Annotated in this window: 18 protein-coding genes and 6 tRNA genes; 5 read left to right on the top strand and 19 right to left on the bottom strand. The window is 62.6% G+C overall.

Annotated features, from left to right (window positions below):
- Window positions 1-75 precede the first annotated feature (75 nt).
- Window positions 76-735: a M24 family metallopeptidase gene (locus A9971_RS02895; RefSeq protein ID WP_183000826.1), complete on the top strand. Its 660-nt coding sequence runs from the start codon at window positions 76-78 to the stop codon at window positions 733-735.
- A 77-nt stretch (window positions 736-812) separates the two neighbouring features.
- Here A9971_RS02895 and A9971_RS02890 read toward each other — a convergent pair whose 3' ends face one another.
- The 7 genes from A9971_RS02890 to leuC form a co-directional block, all read right to left on the bottom strand.
- Window positions 813-3,389 carry a FimV family protein gene (locus tag A9971_RS02890; protein WP_183000825.1) on the bottom strand — a complete coding sequence of 859 codons (2,577 nt, stop codon included), beginning with the start codon at window positions 3,387-3,389 and terminating at the stop codon, window positions 813-815.
- A 205-nt stretch (window positions 3,390-3,594) separates the two neighbouring features.
- Window positions 3,595-4,605: an aspartate-semialdehyde dehydrogenase gene (locus A9971_RS02885; protein ID WP_183000824.1), complete on the bottom strand. Its 1,011-nt coding sequence runs from the start codon at window positions 4,603-4,605 to the stop codon at window positions 3,595-3,597.
- Between the two features lie 180 nt (window positions 4,606-4,785).
- On the bottom strand, window positions 4,786-5,898 hold the full coding sequence (asd, locus tag A9971_RS02880; RefSeq protein WP_015634899.1) for an aspartate-semialdehyde dehydrogenase: 1,113 nt from the start codon (window positions 5,896-5,898) through the stop codon (window positions 4,786-4,788).
- 54 nt (window positions 5,899-5,952) lie between these two features.
- The gene (gene leuB, locus A9971_RS02875) at window positions 5,953-7,035 is read right to left on the bottom strand and encodes a 3-isopropylmalate dehydrogenase (protein WP_011060378.1); all 1,083 of its coding nucleotides are present in this window, start codon (window positions 7,033-7,035) and stop codon (window positions 5,953-5,955) included.
- 51 nt (window positions 7,036-7,086) lie between these two features.
- Window positions 7,087-7,851 carry a class I SAM-dependent methyltransferase gene (locus A9971_RS02870; protein WP_169893353.1) on the bottom strand — a complete coding sequence of 255 codons (765 nt, stop codon included), beginning with the start codon at window positions 7,849-7,851 and terminating at the stop codon, window positions 7,087-7,089.
- Window positions 7,852-7,945: 94 nt separating this feature from the next.
- The gene (gene leuD, locus A9971_RS02865; protein WP_011060376.1) at window positions 7,946-8,590 is read right to left on the bottom strand and encodes a 3-isopropylmalate dehydratase small subunit; all 645 of its coding nucleotides are present in this window, start codon (window positions 8,588-8,590) and stop codon (window positions 7,946-7,948) included.
- Window positions 8,591-8,600: 10 nt separating this feature from the next.
- The gene (gene leuC / locus A9971_RS02860) at window positions 8,601-10,019 is read right to left on the bottom strand and encodes a 3-isopropylmalate dehydratase large subunit (protein ID WP_015634895.1); all 1,419 of its coding nucleotides are present in this window, start codon (window positions 10,017-10,019) and stop codon (window positions 8,601-8,603) included.
- A 153-nt stretch (window positions 10,020-10,172) separates the two neighbouring features.
- Here leuC and A9971_RS02855 point away from each other — a divergent pair, with 153 nt between their 5' ends.
- Together A9971_RS02855 and A9971_RS02850 are read left to right on the top strand one after the other, a co-directional pair.
- Window positions 10,173-11,063, top strand: a complete 891-nt coding sequence (locus A9971_RS02855; RefSeq protein ID WP_011060374.1) for a LysR family transcriptional regulator — start codon at window positions 10,173-10,175, stop codon at window positions 11,061-11,063.
- Window positions 11,064-11,146: 83 nt separating this feature from the next.
- Complete coding sequence (locus tag A9971_RS02850; protein ID WP_011060373.1) at window positions 11,147-14,425, top strand: EAL domain-containing protein; 3,279 nt, start codon at window positions 11,147-11,149, stop codon at window positions 14,423-14,425.
- A 48-nt stretch (window positions 14,426-14,473) separates the two neighbouring features.
- On the opposite strand, the gene A9971_RS02845 is transcribed toward A9971_RS02850, so the two are convergent.
- From A9971_RS02845 to gltX, 12 genes are all read right to left on the bottom strand, one after another.
- Window positions 14,474-14,920: an Hsp20 family protein gene (locus A9971_RS02845; RefSeq protein WP_011060372.1), complete on the bottom strand. Its 447-nt coding sequence runs from the start codon at window positions 14,918-14,920 to the stop codon at window positions 14,474-14,476.
- A 114-nt stretch (window positions 14,921-15,034) separates the two neighbouring features.
- Window positions 15,035-15,994, bottom strand: coding sequence for a tRNA-dihydrouridine synthase (locus A9971_RS02840; RefSeq protein ID WP_015634892.1), 960 nt, complete (start codon window positions 15,992-15,994; stop codon window positions 15,035-15,037).
- Between the two features lie 143 nt (window positions 15,995-16,137).
- Entirely contained in the window at window positions 16,138-16,572 is a 435-nt protein-coding gene (locus A9971_RS02835) for a thioesterase family protein (RefSeq protein WP_011060370.1), read from the bottom strand.
- Between the two features lie 47 nt (window positions 16,573-16,619).
- On the bottom strand, window positions 16,620-17,453 hold the full coding sequence (locus A9971_RS02830) for an alpha/beta fold hydrolase (protein WP_053157343.1): 834 nt from the start codon (window positions 17,451-17,453) through the stop codon (window positions 16,620-16,622).
- A 26-nt stretch (window positions 17,454-17,479) separates the two neighbouring features.
- Complete coding sequence (locus A9971_RS02825; protein WP_011060368.1) at window positions 17,480-18,019, bottom strand: TetR/AcrR family transcriptional regulator; 540 nt, start codon at window positions 18,017-18,019, stop codon at window positions 17,480-17,482.
- A gap of 182 nt (window positions 18,020-18,201) precedes the next feature.
- A tRNA-Glu gene (locus tag A9971_RS02820) sits at window positions 18,202-18,277 on the bottom strand.
- A 78-nt stretch (window positions 18,278-18,355) separates the two neighbouring features.
- Window positions 18,356-18,431: transfer RNA gene (locus A9971_RS02815), tRNA-Ala, on the bottom strand.
- 52 nt (window positions 18,432-18,483) lie between these two features.
- Window positions 18,484-18,559 (bottom strand) — tRNA-Glu (locus A9971_RS02810).
- A gap of 78 nt (window positions 18,560-18,637) precedes the next feature.
- Window positions 18,638-18,713, bottom strand: a tRNA-Ala gene (locus A9971_RS02805).
- A 52-nt stretch (window positions 18,714-18,765) separates the two neighbouring features.
- Window positions 18,766-18,841: transfer RNA gene (locus tag A9971_RS02800), tRNA-Glu, on the bottom strand.
- 79 nt (window positions 18,842-18,920) lie between these two features.
- Window positions 18,921-18,996: transfer RNA gene (locus A9971_RS02795), tRNA-Ala, on the bottom strand.
- A 279-nt stretch (window positions 18,997-19,275) separates the two neighbouring features.
- Window positions 19,276-20,757 carry a glutamate--tRNA ligase gene (gltX, locus tag A9971_RS02790; RefSeq protein ID WP_011060367.1) on the bottom strand — a complete coding sequence of 494 codons (1,482 nt, stop codon included), beginning with the start codon at window positions 20,755-20,757 and terminating at the stop codon, window positions 19,276-19,278.
- Between the two features lie 232 nt (window positions 20,758-20,989).
- On the opposite strand from gltX, the gene A9971_RS02785 reads away from it, so the two are divergent.
- Window positions 20,990-22,036 (top strand): HlyD family secretion protein, encoded by a 1,047-nt coding sequence (locus A9971_RS02785; RefSeq protein ID WP_041752090.1) that lies wholly within the window; start codon window positions 20,990-20,992, stop codon window positions 22,034-22,036.
- 49 nt (window positions 22,037-22,085) lie between these two features.
- Window positions 22,086-23,576, top strand: a complete 1,491-nt coding sequence (locus A9971_RS02780; protein ID WP_169893377.1) for an MDR family MFS transporter — start codon at window positions 22,086-22,088, stop codon at window positions 23,574-23,576.
- Window positions 23,577-23,587 lie beyond the last annotated feature (11 nt).

Raw genomic sequence — 23,587 nt, 5'->3', positions numbered from 1 at the left:
TCCGCCCCCGGGCAAACGCTATATAGTTTTTTATATATCGAAAACAACAAAGCCCCCCTGATCGAGAACCGATGAATGATCGCAACCAGCAAAGAAGCCGTAGGCCTGGCCTACAGCCTGGAGGGCATGCTCCATGCCAAGCGCATGACCTGGGAGGCCATCGGGCAGATCGCCCGGCAGGTCAAGCCGGGCATGCAGGAATCCGCCGCCAGGGAAATGGGCCTGCAAGTCCTGCGGGAGATGGGTATGGAGCGAATCTGGCATCCGCTGCTGATCCGCTTTGGCGCCAATACCCTGAAAACCTTCAAGCAACGCTCCGATGGCGATCCGCTACTCCAGGAAAACGATCTGTTCTTCATCGACCTGGGCGTAGTCTGGGACCGCCATGAAGGTGATTGCGGGGCGACGTTCGTGGTCGGCGACGACGCTGAAATGCATGCCTGTGCCGCCGCGGCGAAAAGCCTGTTCGACCAGGTCCACGACCACTGGCAGAGCCACCAGGTGGCTGGCCCTGAACTCTATCGCTATGCACAGGAACAGGCCCGAGCCAGGGGCTGGGTACTCAATCTGGATATCAAGGGCCATCGGGTCAGCGACTTTCCCCACGCCATCTACCGCGCCGGGGACCTGGGAGATTTCGCCGCCTGCCCGCAAGTGGGTCTGTGGATCCTGGAAATCCAGATCGCCCACCCTACCCGGCCCTTCGGTGCCTTTTACGAAGACCTGCTGGCCTGAGCCTCACCGCCACCGCAGCGCCACCAACAAAAACGGCAGCCTCATCGGCTGCCGTTCTGTTCAAGCATCAGGTTGCTTCAGGCCAGTCGCCCCAACATCTCCTGGGCTTCGCTCTTCTGCCCTTCGTTACCTTCGCTCAGCACCTCACCGAGGATGTCCCGCGCACCGTCGTTATCCCCCATATCGATATAGGCCTGGGCCAGATCGAGCTTGGTGGCCACCTCGTCGCTGCCGGAGAGGAAGTCGAAGTCCGCCTCATCAGGCGCTGCAGCGGCATCCTCGGCAGTGAAGCTGGGGATCGCCGGCTCCGGCTGATCAAGGCTCTGGCTCAGACGATCCAGTTCGGCGTTTACATCATCCAGCTCGGAAGTGAAGGCGTCCTTGGAGTCCGCGCCAGCATCCAGCTCATCGGCCAGGGACAGATCGAAGTCCGCCGACAGGTCCAGGTCATCCAGGGCCGGGTCGGTGACGGTAGGCACGTCGCCTGCCGGCAGGTCCTTGAGGTCGTCATCCAGGCTCAGCAGGAAATCTTCATCGCTCGGCTTCGCCGCCGGTAGATCAGCCCCCAGGTCCAGATCGAAATCACCCAGGTCGTCCAGGTTTTCCTCGGGAGCAAGCTGCTGCTCGAGCACCGAGCCAAAGCTCAGGTCGTCATCCAGCGGGAAGTCTTCCAGCTCGGTTTCAGGTTCAGGGGTGAGCACTGCCGGTGAAGCCGCCTCCAGGTCATCCAGGCTCAGGTCAAAATCCGCATCCAGGCCTTCTACCGGAGCAGCCGGCTCAGGCGCTGGCGGTTCGTCCTGCAGCAGCTCCTTGACGTACTCGGCATCCAGTTCGGCTGCCACGGCCGCAGTGGCCAGGCCAGCTGCCGCCGCTACCGCGACCATTGCCGGGAAGCGACTTTTCAGTTGCTCGACCTGAGCGTGGTTATCGCCATTGGCCACCAACTGCCGTTCCTGGGCGACAAAGGCGCTGCGGTCACCCTGATGCGCGTAGACCTCCATCAGCTTCAGACGCAGATCACTGCGTTGCGGCTCCAACTTGACCGCTTCTTCGAGAATCGCCGCGGCCTGGTTCAGGCGGCCGGCATCGATGTGATTCTGAGCCTGGCCCAGCACATCGGTGGCGCGCTCGACCGGGGCTACCGGAGCGGGCGCCACCACCGGCGCTGGAGCTGGAGCTGGAGCTGGAGCGAGATTAACGCTTGGGGCTGGAACCTCAAGGCCTTCGAAGCTGCTTTCCGGCAGGTCCATTTCCTCGGTGAAATCGCTTTCCTCCGACAGTGCCCGCGCCATGCGCAAGTGCTTCTCCGCTTCCTGCTGAGCCTTGCGGCGACGAGCCAGCAACAGCAACAGCAGCAACAAGGCCAATACCGCACCACCACCCACCAGCCCTAGCAGGATCGGGTTGGTCAGCAGATCGGAGTATTTATCCTCGTCGCTCTTGGCGGGAACGGCATCCTCAGCAGGCTTGGCAGCCGGCTCGCTGGCCGGGGCCGCTGGCGCCACCACTGGGGCTGGCGTTTCGGGCTTGGCCACCAACTCAGCTGGCATTGCCGGAGATGGCTGGGCACTAGGTACCGCAGTACCTGCGCCCTCGGCCTGCATCTTGGCCAACTGGTTGTTCTTCAATTCGATCAGGCGCTGCAGCTTGTCCAGCTGGCTTTGCAGGTCCGCCATGCGCTCCTTGAGCTCGGCGTTGTCACGACGGGTTGCGTCGAGGCTTTCCTGAGTCACCGCCAGCTTGTTGTTCAGCGCCTTGGCATCGCCGGCTGCGCCCTTGCCCCGGGTCTTGCCGTTTTCAGCGGACACCAGGCTCAGGTTGTCCTTGGTGTTGACCTGCTTGGGCGCCTTGTCGGCACCGGCGCGACGAGTCGCGTCCACCTGCTGCTGGCCACGGGCACCGGCGCGGCGGCCCTGGCGCCAGGCAGCATTCTGCGCCGCCACTTCAGCAATTGCCTTGGGCTGCGGCAGCGCGGTGCTCTGCACCACATCGGGCAGGCGCAGCACCTTGCCGGTCTTCAGCCGATTGATGTTGCCATCGATAAAGGCATCCGGGTTCAGCGCCTGGATCGCCAGCATGGTCTGCTGAATAGAGGCACCGTTGCGGTTCTTGGCGGCGATTTCCCACAAGGTGTCACGGGCCGAGGTGGTGTACTGCTCCGGCTTGCCGGACTTGTTGGCGCGGGTGACCGGGGCACTCACCGCCGGGGCGCCTACTGGCGCGCTCTGCGCAGCGGCGGCGGCCTGCGGGGAGAATTTTGAAGGGTCCAGCAGCACACTGTAGTCGCGCAGCAGGCGGCCGTTGGGCCACATCACCTGCACCAGGAACTTGACCATCGGCTCCGACAGCGGCTGGCTCGAGGTCACCCGCAGCACACTCTTGCCGCCGGGATTGAGAATCGGAGTGAAACGCAGGTCGTTGAGAAAGGCCTGGCGATCAACGCCGGCCTTGGCGAACTCTTCTGCCGGCGCAAGGCTGGGCACTACCTCGGCGGCAGTGAGGTCCTTGACATCGAGCAATTCGATTTCTGCTACCAGAGGCTGGTTCAGACTCGACTTCAGGGTCAGCTCCCCAAGCCCAAGCGCCTGCGCCATACCGGAGGACAGCGCCGAGGCGGCCGCTATTGCTAACACCAGTTTGCGAACTTGAACCATAGCCTCATCCTTTGTTTGAACATTCCTCGGCCAGCGAGAAGGTTTTGTAGCGGCTGCCAACAGGCATTGCGCGGGACCATCAACGACCACGACGCGCGATTATTTCTTGCATGCCCCGGGAGCACCTGACGGCCACTCACCTCCAGCAACTTGCCAAGCATAGCGCCCGGCTAGATTCATTCTGCAAATTGTTGCCAAGTATCTTTTACAGCAGGTCTTTTATCAACAATTCAGCCAGCTGCACAGCGTTCAAGGCCGCACCTTTGCGTACGTTATCCGAGGTCAGCCACAGATTCAGTTCCGTCGGGTCGTCGACCCCGGAACGAACCCGCCCCACATAGACAACATCCTGGCCCACGGCGTCACCCACGGCAGTCGGATAGTCGCCCGCCTCCACCAGCTCCAGGCCGGGGGCCGCTTCCAGCGCCGCATTGACTGCCGCCAGGTCAACGGCGCTGCCTGACTGCAGAGTCACGCTATAGCTATCGCCAAAAAATACCGGCGCTTGAATGCAAGTGACAGAAATCTTTAATAAAGGCTGCCCCAGCACCTCGCGCAACTCCCGGACCAGGCGCTTTTCCAACAGGGTATGGCCCTGGGCGTCTGGAGTGCCGACCTGGGCCAGCAGGTTGAAGGCCACTTGCCGATCGAAAAAGCGTGGCTCCATGGGGCGCACATTCAACAGTTCGGCCGTCTGCCGGGCCAGCTCGCTGACGGCCTCACGGCCCTGGCTGGAGATCGCCAGGCTGGCGGTCAGGTTGACCCGCTGGATGTCCAGCAAGCCTTGCAACGGCGCCAGCGCCACGGCCAGGGCGGTAGCCGAAGCGCTCGGGCTGCTCAGTTGCAATGGTTTTTTCAAGCCGGCCAGCAACTGGGCATTGGCTTCGGGAACGACATTGGGCGCCTGGGTCGAAGGCAAGGCACCGGAAAGATCGATCACCGCGCAGTTGGCCGCCGTGGCACGCGGGGCAAAACTCAGGGTTACCGCCGGGCCGGCTGCGAAGAACGCCAGCTGGACCTTGCTGAAATCGAACTCGTCGACTTCACGCACCCGCACGTTCTTGCCGCGGAACGGCACCGAATGACCGGCCGACTCGCTACTGGCCAGCAGGTGCAGGTTGGCAACGGGGAAGTCACGTTCTTCCAGAATCTGCACCAGGGTTTCGCCGACAGTACCGGTGGCACCGATCACGGCAATATCAAGGGAAGGAGTCATGGTGCTACCTCAGGCGAAACGGGGGGAGCGGCACTTTACCCGGCACGGGGTGGCGAGGCAATTCGCGGGGGGAGCTGTGGCTGGAACGAAGCACTCTTGGCGGGCAAGCCCACTCCTGCGGTGGGCATGAAAAAGCCCGCGCCTTGTGCAAGGGGCGGGCTATTTCAAGCGCTCAGAGAATCAACGCTCCAGCAGGATCCGCAGCATGCGGCGCAGCGGCTCGGCCGCCCCCCACAGCAACTGGTCGCCGACAGTGAAGGCGCCCAGGAACTGCGAGCCCATGTTCAGCTTGCGCAGGCGGCCCACCGGAATGTTCAGGGTGCCGGTGACCTTGGTCGGGCTCAGCTCCTGCATGCTGATATCACGCTGGTTCGGCACCAGCTTGACCCAAGGGTTGTGCTGGCTGATCAGCCCTTCGATATCGGCGATCGGCACATCCTTGTTGAGCTTGATGGTCAGCGCCTGGCTGTGGCAGCGCATGGCGCCGATGCGCACGCAGATGCCGTCCACCGGGATCGGGCTCTTGAAGCGACCGAGGATCTTGTTGGTCTCGGCCTGGGCCTTCCACTCTTCACGGCTCTGGCCGTTGGGCAGTTCCTTGTCGATCCATGGAATCAGGCTGCCGGCCAGCGGCACGCCGAAGTTCTCGGTCGGGTAGGCATCGCTGCGCATGGCCTCGGCCACCTTGCGATCGATGTCGAGGATGGCACTGGCCGGGTTGGCCAGTTCATCAGCGACGGCAGCGTGGGTGGCGCCCATCTGCTTGATCAGCTCGCGCATGTTCTGCGCGCCGGCGCCGGAGGCGGCCTGATAGGTCATGGCGCTCATCCACTCCACCAGGCCGGCTTCGAACAGGCCGCCCAGGCCCATCAGCATCAGGCTGACGGTGCAGTTGCCGCCGATGTAGTTCTTGGTGCCCGCATCCAGCTGCTGGTCGATGACCTTGCGGTTCACCGGATCGAGGATGATCACCGCGTCATCTTCCATGCGCAGGCTGGATGCGGCATCGATCCAGTAGCCCTGCCAGCCCGCTTCGCGCAGCTTGGGGAAGACTTCGCTGGTGTAGTCGCCACCCTGGCAGGTCAGAATCACGTCGAGGGTTTTCAACTCTTCAATGCTGTAGGCGTCCTTCAGCGGAGCAATATCCTTGCCCACCGACGGCCCCTGGCCACCGACATTGGAAGTGGTGAAAAACACCGGTTCAATAAGATCGAAGTCCTGCTCTTCCAGCATCCGCTGCATGAGCACGGAACCGACCATACCGCGCCAACCGATCAGACCTACACGTTTCATCGCAACTACACCTATACAAAAGTGGGCCACTGTCTGTGCAGTGGGCCCGAAAGATTACAGATTCCGCAGCGCGGCGACTACTGCATCGCCCATTTCCTGCGTACCGACTTTGGTGCAACCGGCCGACCAGATGTCGCCGGTGCGCAAACCCTGGTCCAGGACCCGGCTCACGGCCTGCTCGATGGCGTCCGCGGCCTCGGTCAGATTAAAGCTGTAGCGCAACATCATCGACACCGAGAGGATGGTCGCCAGCGGGTTGGCAATGCCCTGCCCGGCGATGTCCGGCGCCGAACCGTGGCATGGCTCGTACATGCCCTTGTTGTTGGCGTCCAGGGACGCCGACGGCAGCATGCCGATGGAACCGGTAAGCATCGAGGCTTCGTCGGAAAGAATATCGCCGAACATGTTGTCGGTGACGATCACATCGAACTGCTTCGGCGCACGCACCAGTTGCATGGCGGCGTTGTCCACGTACATGTGGCTCAACTCGACATCCGGGTAGTCCTTGGCCACTTGCTCGACCACTTCACGCCACAGTTGGCTGGACGCCAGGACGTTGGCCTTGTCCACCGAGCACAGCTTCTTGCCGCGCACGCGGGCCATGTCGAAGCCGACCCGGGCAATACGGCGGATTTCACTCTCGCTGTACGGCAGGGTGTCGTAGGACTGGCGTTCGCCGTTTTCCAGTTCGCGGGTGCCCCGTGGCGCGCCGAAGTAGATGCCACCGGTCAGCTCCCGAACGATGAGGATGTCCAGGCCGGAGACGATTTCCGGTTTCAGGCTCGAAGCATCGGCCAGTTGCGGGTAGAGGATCGCCGGGCGCAGGTTGCCGAACAGGCCCAGTTGCGCACGAATCTTCAGCAGGCCGCGCTCAGGGCGGATGTCACGCTCGATCTTGTCCCACTTCGGGCCGCCCACGGCGCCCAGCAGCACCGCATCGGCGGCCCGGGCACGATCCAGGGTCTCATCGGCCAGGGGCACACCGTGCTTGTCGATGGCCGCACCGCCGATCACGTCGTGGCTCAGCTCGAAGCCCAGGCTGTACTTGTCGTTGGCCAATTCCAGGACCTTGACCGCCTCGGCCATGATTTCCGGGCCAATACCGTCACCGGGGAGAATCAGAATCTGCTTGCTCATGCGTTCCTCGTTTGCTCTGTCGGCACGCCCGCAGGCGTGCCCGGAAAAAGTCTATCGCTCGGCCCACAGCACCAGTACATCTGTACTGAACGAACCATCGGCGGCAATCTCAAAATATTCACGCACTTCGTTACCCATTGCCTGCTGCAACTGGCGGATCGCCACCCGCAACGGCTCGGGAGTGCGCATGCGCTCGACCCAGGAGCTGTACTCCAGGCGCAGGCGCTGGCGGCTGGTACTGCGGGCGTGCAGGCCGGCCTCGCTGACCTGGCGCAGCCATTCACCCGCCGAATAATCGCGCACATGGCTGGTATCGCGCAGCACTTCGACGCTTTGCAGGTAAGTGTCCAGCAGCGGACTGCCCGGCGACAAGACATCGATGAACGCCGCCACGCCGCCCGGCTTCAGGACCCGGCGCACTTCCCGCAGGGCCAGGCCCAGGTCGCTCCAATGGTGGGCCGAGTAACGGCTGAAGACGAAGTCGAACTCGCCATCGGCGAACGGCAGGCGCTCGGCGGCGCCCAGTACGGTGCGGATGTTACCCAGCCCGCGCTCCTGCGCCGCCCCTGCCACCACATCCAGCATCTGCTGGGAGAGGTCGTAGGCCACCACTTCCCTGACCTGCGGCGCGACATGAAAACTGACGTGGCCGGCACCGCAGCCCAGGTCCAGGAGCCGGGCTGTGCCCTTGCCTGCCACCTCGGCCTGCAGCAAGGCGAATTCGGCACCCTGAGCGTGCACGGCGCTGCTCAGGTAAGCCGAAGCCTGCTCGCCAAATTGCTTCTGTACTACCTGGCTGTGGGCGTTGCTGGTCATGGGGCGATCCTTTTGGGCAAGGGAAACGGCGTTCGCTGGCAAGCCAGCTCCTACAACGCCATCCGTAGGGGCCGGCTTGCCGTCGATCAGGCAATCAGGCGTCGCGGAACAGCCAGGGCTGGCTGGCGCGATGCTTGGCCTCGAAGGCGGCGATGGCGTCGCCGTCCTGCAGGGTCAGGCCGATGTCGTCCAGACCGTTGAGCAGGCAATGCTTGCGGAAGGCATCGATCTCGAACTTCAGCACCTTGCCGTCGGGGCGGGTCACGGTCTGCGCTTGGAGGTCGATGCGCAATTGGTAGCCCGGAGTAGCCTCGACCTGCTGGAACAGCTCGTCGACTTCAGCGTCGCTCAGGATGATCGGCAGCAAGCCGTTCTTGAAGCTGTTGTTGAAGAAGATGTCGGCGTAGCTGGGCGCGATGATGCTGCGAAAACCGTACTCCTCCAGGGCCCACGGCGCGTGCTCGCGGCTGGAGCCGCAACCGAAGTTTTCCCGGGCCAGCAACACGCTGGCACCCTGGTAACGCTCGGCGTTGAGCACGAAATCCTTGTTCAACGGGCGCTTGGAGTTGTCCTGGTAGGGCTGGCCCACGTCCAGGTAGCGCCATTCGTCGAACAGGTTGGGGCCAAAGCCGGTGCGCTTGATCGACTTGAGAAACTGCTTGGGGATGATCTGGTCGGTGTCGACGTTGGCACGATCCAGAGGCGCGACCAAACCATTGTGCTGAGTGAAAGCTTTCATGCTGCGCTCCTTAGATCAATTCACGGACGTCGACGAAACGACCGCTGACAGCGGCGGCGGCGGCCATGGCCGGGCTGACCAGGTGGGTACGCCCACCGGCACCCTGGCGCCCTTCGAAGTTGCGGTTCGAGGTCGAGGCGCAATGCTCGCCGGACTCCAAGCGGTCCGGGTTCATCGCCAGGCACATCGAGCAGCCCGGCTCACGCCATTCGAAACCGGCTTCGAGGAAGATCTTGTCCAGGCCTTCAGATTCGGCCTGCGCCTTGACCAGGCCCGAGCCCGGCACCACGATCGCCTGCTTGATGGTGGAAGCCACTTTGCGGCCCTTGGCGATGACCGCGGCGGCGCGCAAGTCTTCGATCCGCGAGTTGGTGCAGGAGCCGATGAAGACGCGGTCCAACTGAATGTCGGTGATCGCCTGATTGGCGCTCAAGCCCATGTACTTCAAGGCGCGGACGATGGAGTCGCGCTTGACCAGATCCATTTCCTTGGCCGGGTCCGGTACGTTCTGATCCACCGCCAGGACCATTTCCGGGGACGTGCCCCAGCTGACCTGCGGCTTGATCTGTGCGGCATCGAGCTCGACCACGGTATCGAACTTGGCGTCGGCATCGGACACCAGGTCCTTCCAGGCCTCGACGGCCAAGTCCCATTCGGCGCCCTTGGGGGCGAACGGACGTCCCTTGACGTATGCCACGGTCTTTTCGTCCGCCGCCACCAGGCCGACACGGGCACCGGCTTCGATGGACATGTTGCAGATGGTCATGCGGCCTTCGACGGACAGCTCGCGAATCGCGCTACCGGCGAACTCGATGGCATGGCCGTTACCGCCGGCGGTGCCGATCTTGCCGATCACGGCCAGGACGATGTCCTTGGCGGTCACGCCGAAAGGCAAGGTGCCTTCCACGCGCACCAGCATGTTCTTCATTTTCTTGGCCACCAGGCACTGGGTGGCAAGGACGTGCTCCACCTCGGAGGTGCCGATGCCATGGGCCAGGGCGCCGAAAGCACCGTGGGTCGAGGTGTGGGAGTCACCACAGACCACGGTCATGCCCGGCAAGGTGGCGCCCTGCTCCGGGCCGATCACGTGGACGATGCCCTGGCGCACGTCGTTCATCTTGAATTCGACAATGCCGTATTCATCGCAGTTGTCGTCGAGGGTCTGCACCTGGAGGCGGGAAACCTGGTCGGCGATCGCTTCGATCCCGCCCTTGCGCTCCGGCGTGGTCGGTACGTTGTGGTCCGGGGTGGCGATGTTGGCATCGATGCGCCATGGCTTGCGCCCGGCCAGACGCAGGCCTTCGAAGGCTTGCGGCGAGGTCACTTCGTGGATGATGTGACGATCGATATAGATCAGCGCCGAACCATCGTCGCGCTGCTTGACCAAATGCGAATCCCAGAGCTTGTCGTAGAGCGTCTTGCCGGCCATCGGACCATTCCTCATCAGCTTGTTTCTATGCCCCGGGCCCCGATCGTGCGCCGATCAATAACCCTTTGGCTTGTGAGGCCGATCCTATGGCGTTAGATTAAATAACTCAAATTCATATTTTTCATGCTTTGGATAACCAACTGGAATGCAACTATGGACCTGGCCAACCTCAACGCCTTTATAGCCATCGCCGAGACCGGCAGCTTTTCCGGCGCCGGCGAACGCCTGCACCTGACCCAGCCAGCCATCAGCAAACGCATCGCCGGCCTGGAGCAGCAACTCAACGTGCGGCTGTTCGACCGCCTGGGGCGGGAGATCGGCCTGACCGAGGCCGGGCGTGCCCTGCTACCCCGGGCCTACCAGATCATCAATGTGCTGGATGACACCCGCCGCGCCCTGACCAACCTCACCGGCGAAGTCAGTGGCCGCCTGACCCTGGCCACCAGCCATCACATTGGCCTGCACCGCCTGCCGCCATTGCTGCGGGCCTTCACCCGGCGCTACCCGCAAGTGGCCCTGGACATCCAGTTCCTCGACTCCGAAGTGGCCTACGAGGAAATCCTCCATGGCCGCGCCGAACTGGCAGTGATCACCCTGGCCCCCGAGCCCCACTCCCTGGTCAAGGCCACTGCGGTCTGGGACGACCCGCTGGACTTCGTCGCCGCGCCGGAACACCCGCTGGTCAGCAGCGGCCAGGTGAGCCTGGCGGATATTGCCCTGCATCCCGCAGTTTTCCCCGGCGGCAATACCTTTACCCACCATATTGTCCAACGCCTGTTTGAAGCCCAGGGCCTGACGCCGAACATCGCCATGAGTACTAACTATCTGGAAACTATAAAGATGATGGTGTCCATCGGCCTGGCCTGGAGCGTGCTGCCACGCACCATGCTCGACGACCAGGTGGCGCGCATTCCTTTACCGGGCATACAGCTGCACCGCCAGCTAGGCTATATCCTGCATACCGAACGGACACTTTCGAACGCTGCGCGGGCTTTCATGGCCTTACTGGATGCACAAGTCGATTGGCCAGGGAACCCGGCATAACACTCCGGGTATCGCCCGTGCCACGCCGCAGCGCCATGAGTATCCCGCACCCGACGAATGACTCAGCTCAAGGCCTGACCTCCATGCCCAAACCCGCTGACCGTATTCCGCCCTTGCCGCGTATCCATGCTGTCGACCCCCGGGAGTCGGAGCAAAGCTGGGAAAACGCACCGCAGCTGCTCGCCGCCCTCAATGGTGCGCGCCTGGGGGCCTGGTATTGGGATATTGAAAGCGGGCAGATCAGTTGGTCCCGTGGCACCCAGGCGCTGTTCGGCTTCGATCCGCGCCAGCCTTTGCCGGAAAACCTCGAATACCTCGACCTGCTGCCCATCGAGGACCGGGCCAGGACGATTCGCGCCTTTCATTCAGTGCTGGCCGGCGCGCCGCTGGAACACGCCATGCACCACCGCATCCGCTGGCCCGACGGCAGCCTGCACTGGCTGGAGATCAACGGCAGCGTGTTACCGGACAAGCACGGCAAGCCGCGAATGATCGGGGTGATCCGCGAGATCACCCACCAGCGCCAACGCGAAGAAGCCCTCAGCAGTTCGGAAAAGCGCTTTGCCACGCTGTTTCACCTGTGCCCCAACACCGTGCTGCTGACCCGCCTGGAAGATGGCCTGATCAGCGAGGCCAACCAGTACTTCGAAAGCCAGTTCGGCTGGCCCGCCGAGCACGTGATCGGCCGTACCACCCTGGAGATCGGCCTGTGGGTCAACCCCGAACAGCGCGCCCAACTGATCAAGGCGGTCCAGAAGAAGGGCCAGGCCGCCAGCCTCGAAGTGCAATTTCGCGCCAGCAACGGGCAGATCCATGACGGCATCCTCAGTGCCCAGAAGGTTGAACTGGAGGGCAAGGCCTACCTGCTCAGCACCTTTCTCGACACCAGCGAGCGCAAACGATCCGAACAGGCGCTCAAGGATAGCCAGGAACGCCTGGACCTGGCCCTGGATTCGGCGCAACTGGGCACCTGGGACTGGCACATTCCCAGCGGCATGCTCTACGGCTCGGCCCGCGCCGCGCAATTGCACGGCCTGGAACCCATCCCTTTCCATGAATCCTTCGACGCCTTCTTCGAAGGCGTACCCACCGAAGAGCGCAACTCCATGCGCGATGCCTACCGCAGCCTGCGCGAAGGCCCGGCGGGCAACTATCAACTGACCTACCGGGTGCAACTGGAGGACGGCAGCTCGCGCTACCTGGAAAGCCGCGCTCGCCTCTACCGCGACGAACAGGGCAGCCCGCTGCGCATGGCCGGCACTCTGCTGGACATCACCGAGCAGGTGGAACGGGAACAGCGCCTGATCACCTCCGAAGAGAAATTCGCCAGCCTGTTCCAGGTCAGCCCCGACCCAATCTGCGTGACCTTGCTGGAAACCGGTCAGTTCATCGAGATCAACTCCAGCTTCACCCAGACCTTCGGCTGGACCCTGGACGAAGTGCTCAACCGCAGCGCCGAACAGATCGGCCTTTGGGAAGATGCCGCGCCGCGCCTGCGGCGCATCGAGCAGGTGATTCGTGAACAGGCGCTGAATAATGTGGCAGTGGTGGTCCACCACAAGAACGGCCAGCCGCTGACCTGCATCATTTCCAGCCGCCTGATCACCGTGGACAAGCAGCCCTGCATCGTCACCAACCTGCGGGACATCACCCAGCAGCAGCGCTCGGAGGCGGCCCTCAAGGCCAGCGAAGAGAAGTTCGCCAAGGCCTTTCACTCCAGCCCTGACGCCATCAGCATCACCGAGCGCGATACGGGCCGCTACCTGGAAGTCAACGATGGTTTCTGCCGCCTGACCGGCCACCGCAACGACGAGGTGATCGGCCGCACCATGTACCAGATCGGCATCTGGGCCGAAGAAGCGCAACTCTCCACCTTGCTGGCGGAGCTCCAGATCAAGGGCCGGGTGCACCACCTGGAAATGCTCGGGCGCAACAAGCGCGGGGAAATCCTCACCCTGGAAGTCTCGGTGGAACCCATCACCCTCAACGAAACGCCCTGCCTGCTAATGACCGCCCGGGACGTCAGCCTGCTGAAGAACGCCCAGGCACAGATCCGCCACCTGGCTTACCACGACCCCCTGACCAACCTGCCCAACCGCGCCCTGCTGATGGACCGCCTGAGCCAGCAGATTGCCCTGCTCAAGCGTCATAACCTGCGCGGCGCCCTACTGTTTCTCGACCTCGATCACTTCAAGCACATCAACGATTCCCTGGGCCACCCGGTGGGCGACACCGTGTTGAAAATCATCACCGCCCGGCTCGAAGCCAGCGTGCGCATGGAAGACACCGTGGCACGCCTGGGCGGCGATGAGTTCGTGGTCCTGCTGAGTGGCCTTGAGGGCACGCGCAACGAAGTCAGCGAACAGGTCCGCCAGCTGGCCGACACCCTGCGCGAATTGCTGTCCGAACCGATGTTCCTCGATGGCCAGCGCCTGCAGGTCACCCCGAGCATCGGTGTGGCACTGATTCCCGACCACGGCTCGACCCCCACCGACCTGCTCAAGCGCGCCGACATCGCCCTTTATCGGGCCAAGGATTCAGGGCGCAACACCACCCAGATGTTCCACAACACCATGCAAAAAGCCGCAAGCGAACGCCTGCGCATGGAAACCGACCTGCGCCTGGCCCTGTCCCGGGGCGAATTCAGCGTGCACTTCCAGCCCCAGGTGGACGCCCGCGACAACCGCATCGTCGGCGCCGAAGCCTTGGTGCGCTGGCAACACCCGGAGTTGGGCGCACAGTCGCCGACCGAGTTCATCAAGGTGCTGGAGGACAGCGGCCTGATCCTCGAAGTGGGCACCTGGATTCTCGACGAGGCCTGCCTGGCCTTCAGCCAGTTGATCGATCAGAAACTGGTGGATCCCCAGCACTTCAGCCTGTGCGTCAACATCAGCCCGCGGCAGTTCCGCCAGACCGACTTTGTCGAGCGGGTCGAACACAGCCTGCACGCCTACGCACTGCCCTCGAGCCTGCTGAAGCTGGAGATCACCGAAGGCATCGTGATCCAGAACCTGGAAGACACCATCAACAAGATGCGCCGGCTGAAGAAACTCGGAGTGAGCTTTGCCATGGACGACTTCGGCACCGGCTACTCGTCCCTGACCTACCTCAAGCGCTTGCCGGTGGACACCTTGAAGATCGACCAGTCCTTCGTCCGCGATGCGACCCACGACCCCAACGATGCGGAAATCATCCGGGCCATTGTCGCCATGGCCCGCAGCCTGAACCTCAAGGTCATCGCCGAAGGCGTGGAAACCCCGCAGCAGCTCGAATTCCTCCAGGGCCTGGAGTGCCACCTGTACCAGGGTTTCCTCCATAGCAGGCCGTTGCCGCTGAGCGAATTCAAGAAGCTGCTGGAATGACAGGCACGAAAAAGGGCGCCACCAGGGCGCCCTTTTTTTGCAGCGGTCTTAGTGTTGCAGAGCCGCCTGCTGCGCACCGTTGATCGGGATGCGCTTGGCTTTGGCCTCTTCCGGCACAACCCGCAGCAGGTCGATATTCAACAGACCGTTGCTCAGGGCCGCGGCCTTGACCTCGATATGGTCGGCCAGGCGGAAGGACAGCTTGAATGCACGCTGGGCAATGCCCTGGTGCAGGTAAGTGACGCTTTCATTGGCATCGCGCTTGCCACCGCTCACGGTCAACACGCCTTTTTCCACTTGCAGTTCCAGGTCTTCTTCCTGGAAACCGGCGGCGGCAATGACGATGCGGTATTGATCGTCAGCGTGTTTCTCAACGTTGTAGGGTGGGTAGCTGCTGCCTGGTTCGTTGCGCAGTGCCGACTCGAACAGATCATTGAAACGGTCGAAGCCGACAGAGGAACGGAACAGTGGAGCCAAGGAAAATGCAGTACTCATGGGTGTTTCTCCTGATTATTCAGCGAGTGGTTATCTCCGCGACCCGAATTCGGCATCGCGTACCCAAGAGATAGGGATGGGCTCCAGCGTTTCAAGACATGCCTTAAAAATTTTTTACGCCGCCTCGCTCCGGGGCATGCCCAACAGGCGCCCGACCTGATCCAGCTCGGTTTCCCGGCGCAGGGCGGTGAACAGTTCGACCGCTTCCGGGTAGTTGCGGGTCAGCATCGCCAGCCATTGCTTCAGGCGCCCCGGCGCCGAACGCGGGGTCAGTTGCACCACCACCTGAGCCCAGAAATCCTGGAGCATCGGCTGCAGGTCGGCCCAGGACATTTCCACCACGTCTTCACCGGCCCGGGCTGCGGCGATCTGCCGGGCCAGATCGGGACGCGAAACCAGCCCGCGACCCAGCATGATGTCCTCGACGCCGCTGATTTCCCGGCAACGGCGCCAGTCCTCGACGCTCCAGATATCCCCGTTGGCGAACACCGGCACCTTGACCACTTCCTGCACCCGCGGGATCCACTCCCAATGGGCCGGCGGCTTGTAGCCGTCGACCTTGGTCCGCGCGTGCACCACGATATGTTCGGCGCCACCCTCGGCCAGCGCTGTGGCACAGACCAACGAGCCATCCGGGCTGTCGAAGCCCAGGCGCATTTTCGCCGTGACCGGAATGTGCGCCGGCACCGCACGCCGCACATGCTCGACGATCTGGTTCAGCAGCTCGGGCTCCTTGAGCAGCACCGCCCCGCCCCGGGACTTGTTGACGGTCTTGGCCGGGCAACCGAAGTTCAGGTCGATGACCTCACTGCCCAGCTCGCAGGCCAGGGCCGCGTTCTCTGCCAGGCACACCGGGTCCGAACCCAGCAACTGCACTCGCAGCGGCACGCCGGCCGCGGTGTGTGCACCGTGCAGCAGTTCGGGGGCGAGCTTGTGGAAGTAGGCAGGCGTCAACAGGCGGTCATTGACGCGGATGAACTCGGTGACACACCAGTCGATCCCGCCAACACGAGTCAGTACATCCCGCAGGATGTTGTCGACCAACCCCTCCATGGGCGCCAGGGCAATTTGCATGAAACACACTCGACAAGAAAACGGGCAAAAAACGTCCGCCAGTTTACTGGGTTTCGACCTTCAGCAGGAGTTTTACAGGGGCGAGCCAGCCGTTGCAGGCGCCTTCGCTGGCAAACCGGCGCCTGCACGGGCACAGGGAGGTGTCAGGCGCCCTGCAGGGCCGGGCCGTAACCGTCCAGGAACTCGGCGGGCATGCGCTTGGGCTTGCCGGTGGACAGCTCGATGCAGACAAAGGTGGTCTGGGCCCGCAACAGGGTCGTACCGTCGCTCGGGCGCATCAGCTGGAAACGCCGGGTCATCTTCAGGCGCTGGTCCCAATCGACGATCCAGGTGGCCAGTTGCAGCTCATCGCCTTCATAGGCCGCCGCCAGGTAATCGATCTCGTGCCGCACCACGGCCATCGCCCGGTCCAGGCGCCGGTATTCGGCCAGGTCCAGCCCCAGGCGTTGCGAATGTCGCCAGGCGCAACGCTCCAGCCAGGTCACGTAGACCGCATTGTTGGCGTGCCCGAGGCCATCGATATCCTCGGCGGCCACCTGCAGATCGATGACGAATGGCGTTGCCAGATCCCAACTCATGCCCGACTCCCGGTCAGTTTTTTTGACCGGGGCAGTGTAACGGATGCTCAGGCCGATTGGCGCGCTTGCAGATGCCGTCCACTGACCAGCGCCACCACCGCATCCACCACGCGGGAGTCGGCCAATATCCGCTGGTGGCCACCTTCACTCAAGCGCAGGAGACGGCTGTCGAACCAGGCCTGGTGGATCAGTTCCGATTCCTTGACCGGAACGAAGAGGTCATCTTCGGCGTGAATGATCAGGCCGGGCATATCCAACTGATACTGGGCCACGTCCATGGAGGCGGCGCGCATTCCGACCTTCTTCTCCACCTGGCGGATAAAGGCGGAACGCGCCCTGGGCGGCAACCGCATGTAGCTGGCAAAACCGCGCAACACGGCCAGGATACGTGCCGGCGCGGCAATACTGACCAGGGTTTCGGTGCGCAGGCCCAATTGCACCGCGAGCATGGCGCTGGCACCGCCCATGGAGTGGCCGATCACCGCGCGCAGGGGCGGCAATTCGGCTGCTGCCTCCAGCATCGCCCGGGCAAACAGTGCCACGTTTGCCTCATCGCCCGGGGAACGACCATGAGCCGGGCCATCCAGCGCCACGGCGGTATAACCGGCGGCCACCAGGGCCTCGATCAGGCTGGCAAACTGCGTGGGCCGCCCTTCCCAGCCGTGCATCAGCAATACCGTCGGCCCCTGGCCCCAACGCAGGGCTGAAAGCCCGAAACGCAAGGTCAGGCGCTCGGCACGCGCCAGCAGGGGCAACTCCCACTTTCGTGGCGGCAGCTCGCGAGGGGTCATGAACAAATGACGCATCCGATTCGCCGCCCATTGCGGCGCCACCCACCCCAGAGTGCCATTGACGCCACGAATCCAGCTCAATCTGCTCATCACCTACCTCGCCGTTGCACTTCAGGTCATAGCACCGCCGACTTGGCGGCACGCAGCAAACGATCGGACAACTCGCCGGGCCCCAACGCCCGCGCCAGGGACAGGCCGCCAACCATCAGCGCCATGTCGGCCAAGGCCTTGTCGGTATCTTCGGGGCTGGCAGCCAGTTGCGCGACCATCAGCTCCATGTGTTCGTTCAAGGCCTTGCGAAAGCTCTCGGGCAAGCGCCCCAGTTCGCCGACCGAGGCTGGAATCGGGCACGCCTGCTCGGTGGAGTCGCGGTGTTTGCGCGACAGATAGAACGCCGCTGCCAACGCCCGGCGCTCTTCGCCGCTGAGGCTTGCATCCATTTCATCGAGCAGGCCGCGTCGATGGGAAAGCAACTGAGTGAAAGCTTCCAGCATCAGCGCATCCTTGCTCTCAAAGTGCGCATAGAAGCCGCCTACAGTCAGGCCGGCAGCCCCCATCACCTCACCCACACTCGGTTCGGCCGGGCCGCGCTGGATCAGTGCAGAACTGGCGGCCTGGAGAATACGTTCGCGGGTTTGAGCTTTTTTGTCGTTCATCGTTACCTCCGAATATTACGGAAAAAATATTATTCTCATAATAATTTTCCGCAAGTCGCCAGTGTGACCGTCGGTCAGAAGCGCAGGCTGAGGAAGAAAGAGAGATTGGCTGAAGGCCAGAAAAACAAAAGGGTCATTCAATGATTGAATGACCCTTAAAAATCCCGCAGAGCGGGTAAACGTGGCGTCCCCTAGGGGACTCGAACCCCTGTTACCGCCGTGAAAGGGCGGTGTCCTAGGCCACTAGACGAAGGGGACACAAACCCTTCTAACAGCTGATCAGTGCTGAGTACTGATCGATTCAAGGCCGGTGTGGCCAAGCCTTGAACTGTAAATTGGTGGAGCTAGACGGGATCGAACCGTCGACCTCTTGCATGCCATGCAAGCGCTCTCCCAGCTGAGCTATAGCCCCGGATTTTCGCCTCGCGGCGAAGCGACATCTTGAAACATCGCTTGTGTGAAACTGGCGTCCCCTAGGGGACTCGAACCCCTGTTACCGCCGTGAAAGGGCGGTGTCCTAGGCCACTAGACGAAGGGGACATAAACCCTTCTAACAACTGACCGGTGCTGAGTACCGATCGATCCAAGGCCGGTGTGGCCAGGCCTTGAACTGTAAATTGGTGGAGCTAGACGGGATCGAACCGTCGACCTCTTGCATGCCATGCAAGCGCTCTCCCAGCTGAGCTATAGCCCCGGATTTTCGCCTCGCGGCGCAGCGACATCTTGCAACATCGCTTGTGTGAAACTGGCGTCCCCTAGGGGACTCGAACCCCTGTTACCGCCGTGAAAGGGCGGTGTCCTAGGCCACTAGACGAAGGGGACGCAAACCCTTCTTACAACTGACCGGTGCTGAGTACCGATCGATTCAAGGCCGGTGTGGCCAGGCCTTGAACTGCAAATTTGGTGGAGCTAGACGGGATCGAACCGTCGACCTCTTGCATGCCATGCAAGCGCTCTCCCAGCTGAGCTATAGCCCCTCATCGCTGAGGACGGGGCGAATCTTAAGGGGCGATCGGAAGGCTGTCAATTTTTTTTCCGTTTTTTGAAAAAAAATTTGCCGGGATAACAATCACTTACCGCCCCGCCCGGAAAACCCGGGGTTTTGCGGCCCTCTGCGCCTGCGGCGAGTCGCACAAAACACTCGCCGCAAGCCTCAAAGAGCCACCAGAAGCCGCCATCAACCCGCCTGGCGCTTGAGTTTCAAGCGTAGTCGAAAAGCTCCCCGCCCCTGTCGGCTGCCCTTCGGCAAAAACGCCTCAGGCGATGGCGCCGAGGAGTTTTTCCCATTCCTTGTTTTCTTTCTTCGACACACCACCCAGCAGATCGATGGCCTGGCGCAGACGGAAACGGGTCAGGTCCGGACCGAGGATTTCCATGGCATCGAGCACCGACACCGAACTGGCCTGGCCAGTAATGGCGGCAAACATCAGCGGCATGGCATCGCGCAGTTTCAGCTCCAGAGACTCAACCACCGCCTGGATGGTCGCGGTGATGCTGTCTTTCTCCCACTGACGCAGGCTTTCGAGCTTCCACAGGATCAATTGCATCAGCTGACGCACCTGATCGCCAGACAGCTTCTTGGACTCGAACAGCTTGGCATCCGGGTTCACGCCACCGGCGAAGAAGAAGCCGGCCAGCGGTGCGATCTGGCTGAAGGTCTCGACCCGGCCCTGTACGTGCGGTGCGATCTTCATCATGTAATCGGGGTTCAGCGCCCAGGTCTGCACCCGGCTGGCGAACTCCTGCACCGGCAGGTCACGCAGCCACTGGCCGTTGAGCCAGGACAGCTTCTCGATATCGAAGATCGGCCCCCCTAGGGACACCCGCGACAGGTCGAAATTGTCGACCATTTCCTGCAGCGAGAACTTCTCGCGCTCGTCCGGCATCGACCAGCCCATGCGGCCCAGGTAGTTGAGCATGGCTTCCGGCATGAAGCCCATGCGCTCGTAGAAGGTTACCGAGGTCGGGTTCTTGCGCTTGGACAGCTTGCTCTTGTCCGGGTTGCGCAGCAGCGGCATGTAGCACAGCTGCGGCTGCTCCCAGCCGAAGTACTCGTAGAGCAGGATCAGCTTGGGCGCCGACGGCAGCCATTCTTCGCCGCGCAGCACGTGGGTGATGCCCATCAGGTGGTCGTCGACCACGTTGGCCAGGAAGTAGGTCGGCAGGCCATCGGTCTTCATCAGCACTTGCATGTCCATGCGATCCCACGGGATCTCGACATCGCCGCGCAGCATGTCCGGCACCACGCAGACGCCTTCGGTAGGCACTTTCATGCGGATCACGTGAGGCTCGCCGGCCGCCAGGCGCCGGGCCACTTCTTCCTTGGACAGCAGCAGGGCCCGGCCGTCATAGCGCGGGGTTTCGCCACGGGCCATCTGTTCGGCACGCATCTGGTCCAGCTCTTCGGCGGTGCAGAAGCACGGGAAGGCGTGGCCCAGGTCCACCAGTTGCTGAGCGTACTTCTGGTAGATGTCGCCACGCTCGCTCTGGCGATACGGGCCGTGAGGGCCGCCAACGTCCGGGCCTTCGCTCCAGTTGATGCCCAACCAGCGCAAGGCGTCGAAAATCTGCTGCTCGGACTCCCGGGTCGAACGCAACTGATCGGTGTCTTCGATACGCAGGATGAACTCACCGCCATGCTGCTTGGCAAAGCAATAGTTGAACAAAGCGATGTAGGCGGTACCTACGTGGGGATCCCCGGTAGGCGATGGCGCGATGCGCGTGCGGACGGTGGTCATGGCATGTCTCGAAAGGAAAGAAAAACGAGGAATAAAACAGGGGGCGAATGGTAACAGGCGACGGCAGCCCCGCTCCAGTGAGGAGGGCATTTAAGCCAAGGTTGCGACTCCAGGCCGCTGCCAGCCTGTTGAAGGGCCAATAATCAGCCCATGGCATTTACCGCCCAGTGGCTATATGCCAGATTCGCCCGCTGATAGATCTCCTTACACTTTTATTGAATACAGCCAGCCCATGCCAGCCCAACTCAAGCGTCGCCTGTTTGTCTTTCTGTCCCTGGTCCTGTTGATTGCCCTGGGTTTCCTTGCCCACTGGTGGTTCCACGGGCGCTTTTACGAGACCACGGACAACGCCTACGTGCAGGGCGAGATCACCCGGGTCTCCAGCCAACTGAGCGCGCGAATCGAAGAAGTGCTGGTGCAGGACAACCAGCATGTGGAACAGGGCCAGTTGCTGGTACGCCTGGAAGGGCAGGACTTCCAACTGGCGGTGGACCGCGCCCAGGCCGCCCTGGATACCCGCGAGGCCGAACGCCTGCAGGCCCAGAGCAAGCTGACCCAGCAAGCCAGCCTGATTGCCGCGGGCCAGGCCCAGGTGGCGTCGAGCCAGGCCAGCCTGGGCCGCTCGCAGATCGACCTGTCTCGGGCCCAGACCCTGCGCAAGCCCGGTTACGTCTCCGAGGAGCGGGTCACTACCCTTTCCGCCGACAACCATATCGCCCGCTCCCAGGTGGCCAAGGCCGAAGCCGACTTGCAGGGCCAGCGCCAGCAAGTCAATGCCCTGAACGCCGAGATCAAGCGCCTCGATGCACAGATCGCCAACGCCCGGGCCGACCTGGCGCAAGCACGACTGAACCTGACCCGTAGCGAGATCCACGCCCCCATCAGCGGCCTCATCGGCCAGCGCGCCGCACGCAATGGCCAGGTGGTGCAGGCCGGCGCCTATCTGCTGTCGATCGTTCCGGACCAGGACATCTGGATCCAGGCCAACTTCAAGGAAACCCAGATTGGCCACATGCAGCCCGGGCAAAAGGCCGAGCTGACCTTCGACGCCTACGGCGATACACCGATCCAGGCCCGGGTCGACAGCCTGTTCGCCGCCTCCGGCGCGCAATTCAGCCTGCTGCCGCCAGACAATGCCACCGGCAACTTCACCAAGGTGGTACAGCGCATTCCGGTCAAACTGACCTTCGCAGCCGACAATCCCCTGCGGGGCAAGATCCGCCCCGGCATGTCGGTAACCGTGAAGGTCAACGTCAAAGACCCCGTCGATGGCCGGTGATCAACTGCTGCGTCCGGTGGGCGAACCCACCCGGCGCGACTGGATCGCGGTGATGAGCGCCATGCTCGGCGCCTTCATGGCGGTGCTCGACATCCAGATCACCAACTCCTCGCTCAAGGACATCCAGGGCGCGCTGTCCGCTACCCTGGAGGAAGGCTCGTGGATCTCCACTTCCTACCTGGTGGCGGAGATCATCATGATCCCCCTCACCGCCTGGCTGGTGCAGCTGCTCTCGGCCCGGCGCCTGGCGGTCTGGGTCTCGGTGGGCTTTCTTATTGCCTCCCTGCTCTGCTCCATGGCCTGGAGCCTGGAAAGCATGATCGTGTTCCGCGCCTTGCAGGGCTTTACCGGTGGCGCCCTGATCCCCCTGGCGTTCACCCTGACCCTGATCAAGCTCCCCGAGCATCACCGGGCCAAGGGCATGGCCATGTTCGCCATGACCGCCACTTTCGCCCCCTCCATCGGCCCGACCCTGGGCGGCTGGCTCACGGAAAACTGGGGTTGGGAGTACATCTTCTATATCAACGTGCCGCCGGGCCTGCTGATGATCGCGGGCCTGCTGTATGGCCTGGAAAAGAAGGAAGCTCACTGGGAACTGCTGAAAAGCACCGACTACGCCGGCATTCTCACCCTCGGCCTGGGCCTGGGTTGCCTGCAGGTATTTCTTGAGGAAGGCCACCGCAAGGACTGGCTGGAATCGAGCCTGATCGTCACCCTGGGCAGCATCGCCCTGATCAGCCTGGTCACCTTCGTCATCGTCCAGGTCTCCAGGCCCAACCCGCTGATCAACCTGGGCATCCTGCGCAATCGCAACTTCGGCCTGTCGAGTATCTCCAGCCTGGGCATGGGCGTTGGCCTGTACGGCTCGATCTACCTGCTGCCGCTGTACCTGGCGCAGATCCAGAACTACAACGCGCTGCAGATCGGCGAAGTGATCATGTGGATGGGGGTGCCGCAGTTGTTCCTGATTCCCCTGGTACCCAAGCTGATGCAGTTCATTTCACCGAAATGGCTGTGCACCCTGGGCTTTGGCCTGTTCGGCCTGGCGAGTTTTTCGTCGGGGGTGCTCAACCCGGACTTTGCCGGGCCGCAGTTCAACCAGATCCAGATCATTCGCGCCCTGGGCCAGCCGCTGATCATGGTCACCATCTCGCTGATCGCCACGGCTTATATACAGCCCCAGGACGCGGGATCGGCCTCCAGCCTGTTCAACATCCTGCGCAACCTCGGTGGCGCCATCGGCATTGCCCTGCTGGCGACCTTGCTGGATGCCCGGACCAAGACCTATTTCGACTACCTGCGCGAAGCCGTTGTGCCCAGCAATCCCCAGGTGGCGGAACGCCTGGCAACCCTCACCGAGAAGTTCGGCAGCGAGACCGCAGCCCTGGGCAAGCTCAGCGAAATCACCCACCAGCAGGCACAGATCATGGCCTACAACGACGCCTTCCATTTCGTCGGCATTGCCCTGGGCATCAGCATGCTGGCGATCCTGCTGACCAAGGCCCTGCCCAAGGGCCTCAAGGCCGGCGAAGCCCACTGACCCACGAATTG

Origin of the sequence: Pseudomonas sp. UME65 (genome assembly GCF_014170225.1) — a bacterium.
In the GTDB taxonomy this organism is placed as follows: Bacteria; Pseudomonadota; Gammaproteobacteria; order Pseudomonadales; family Pseudomonadaceae; genus Aquipseudomonas; species Aquipseudomonas protegens.
Note: the sequence above shows the minus strand (reverse complement) of the source record. Positions and strands in the feature narration are given on the sequence as shown.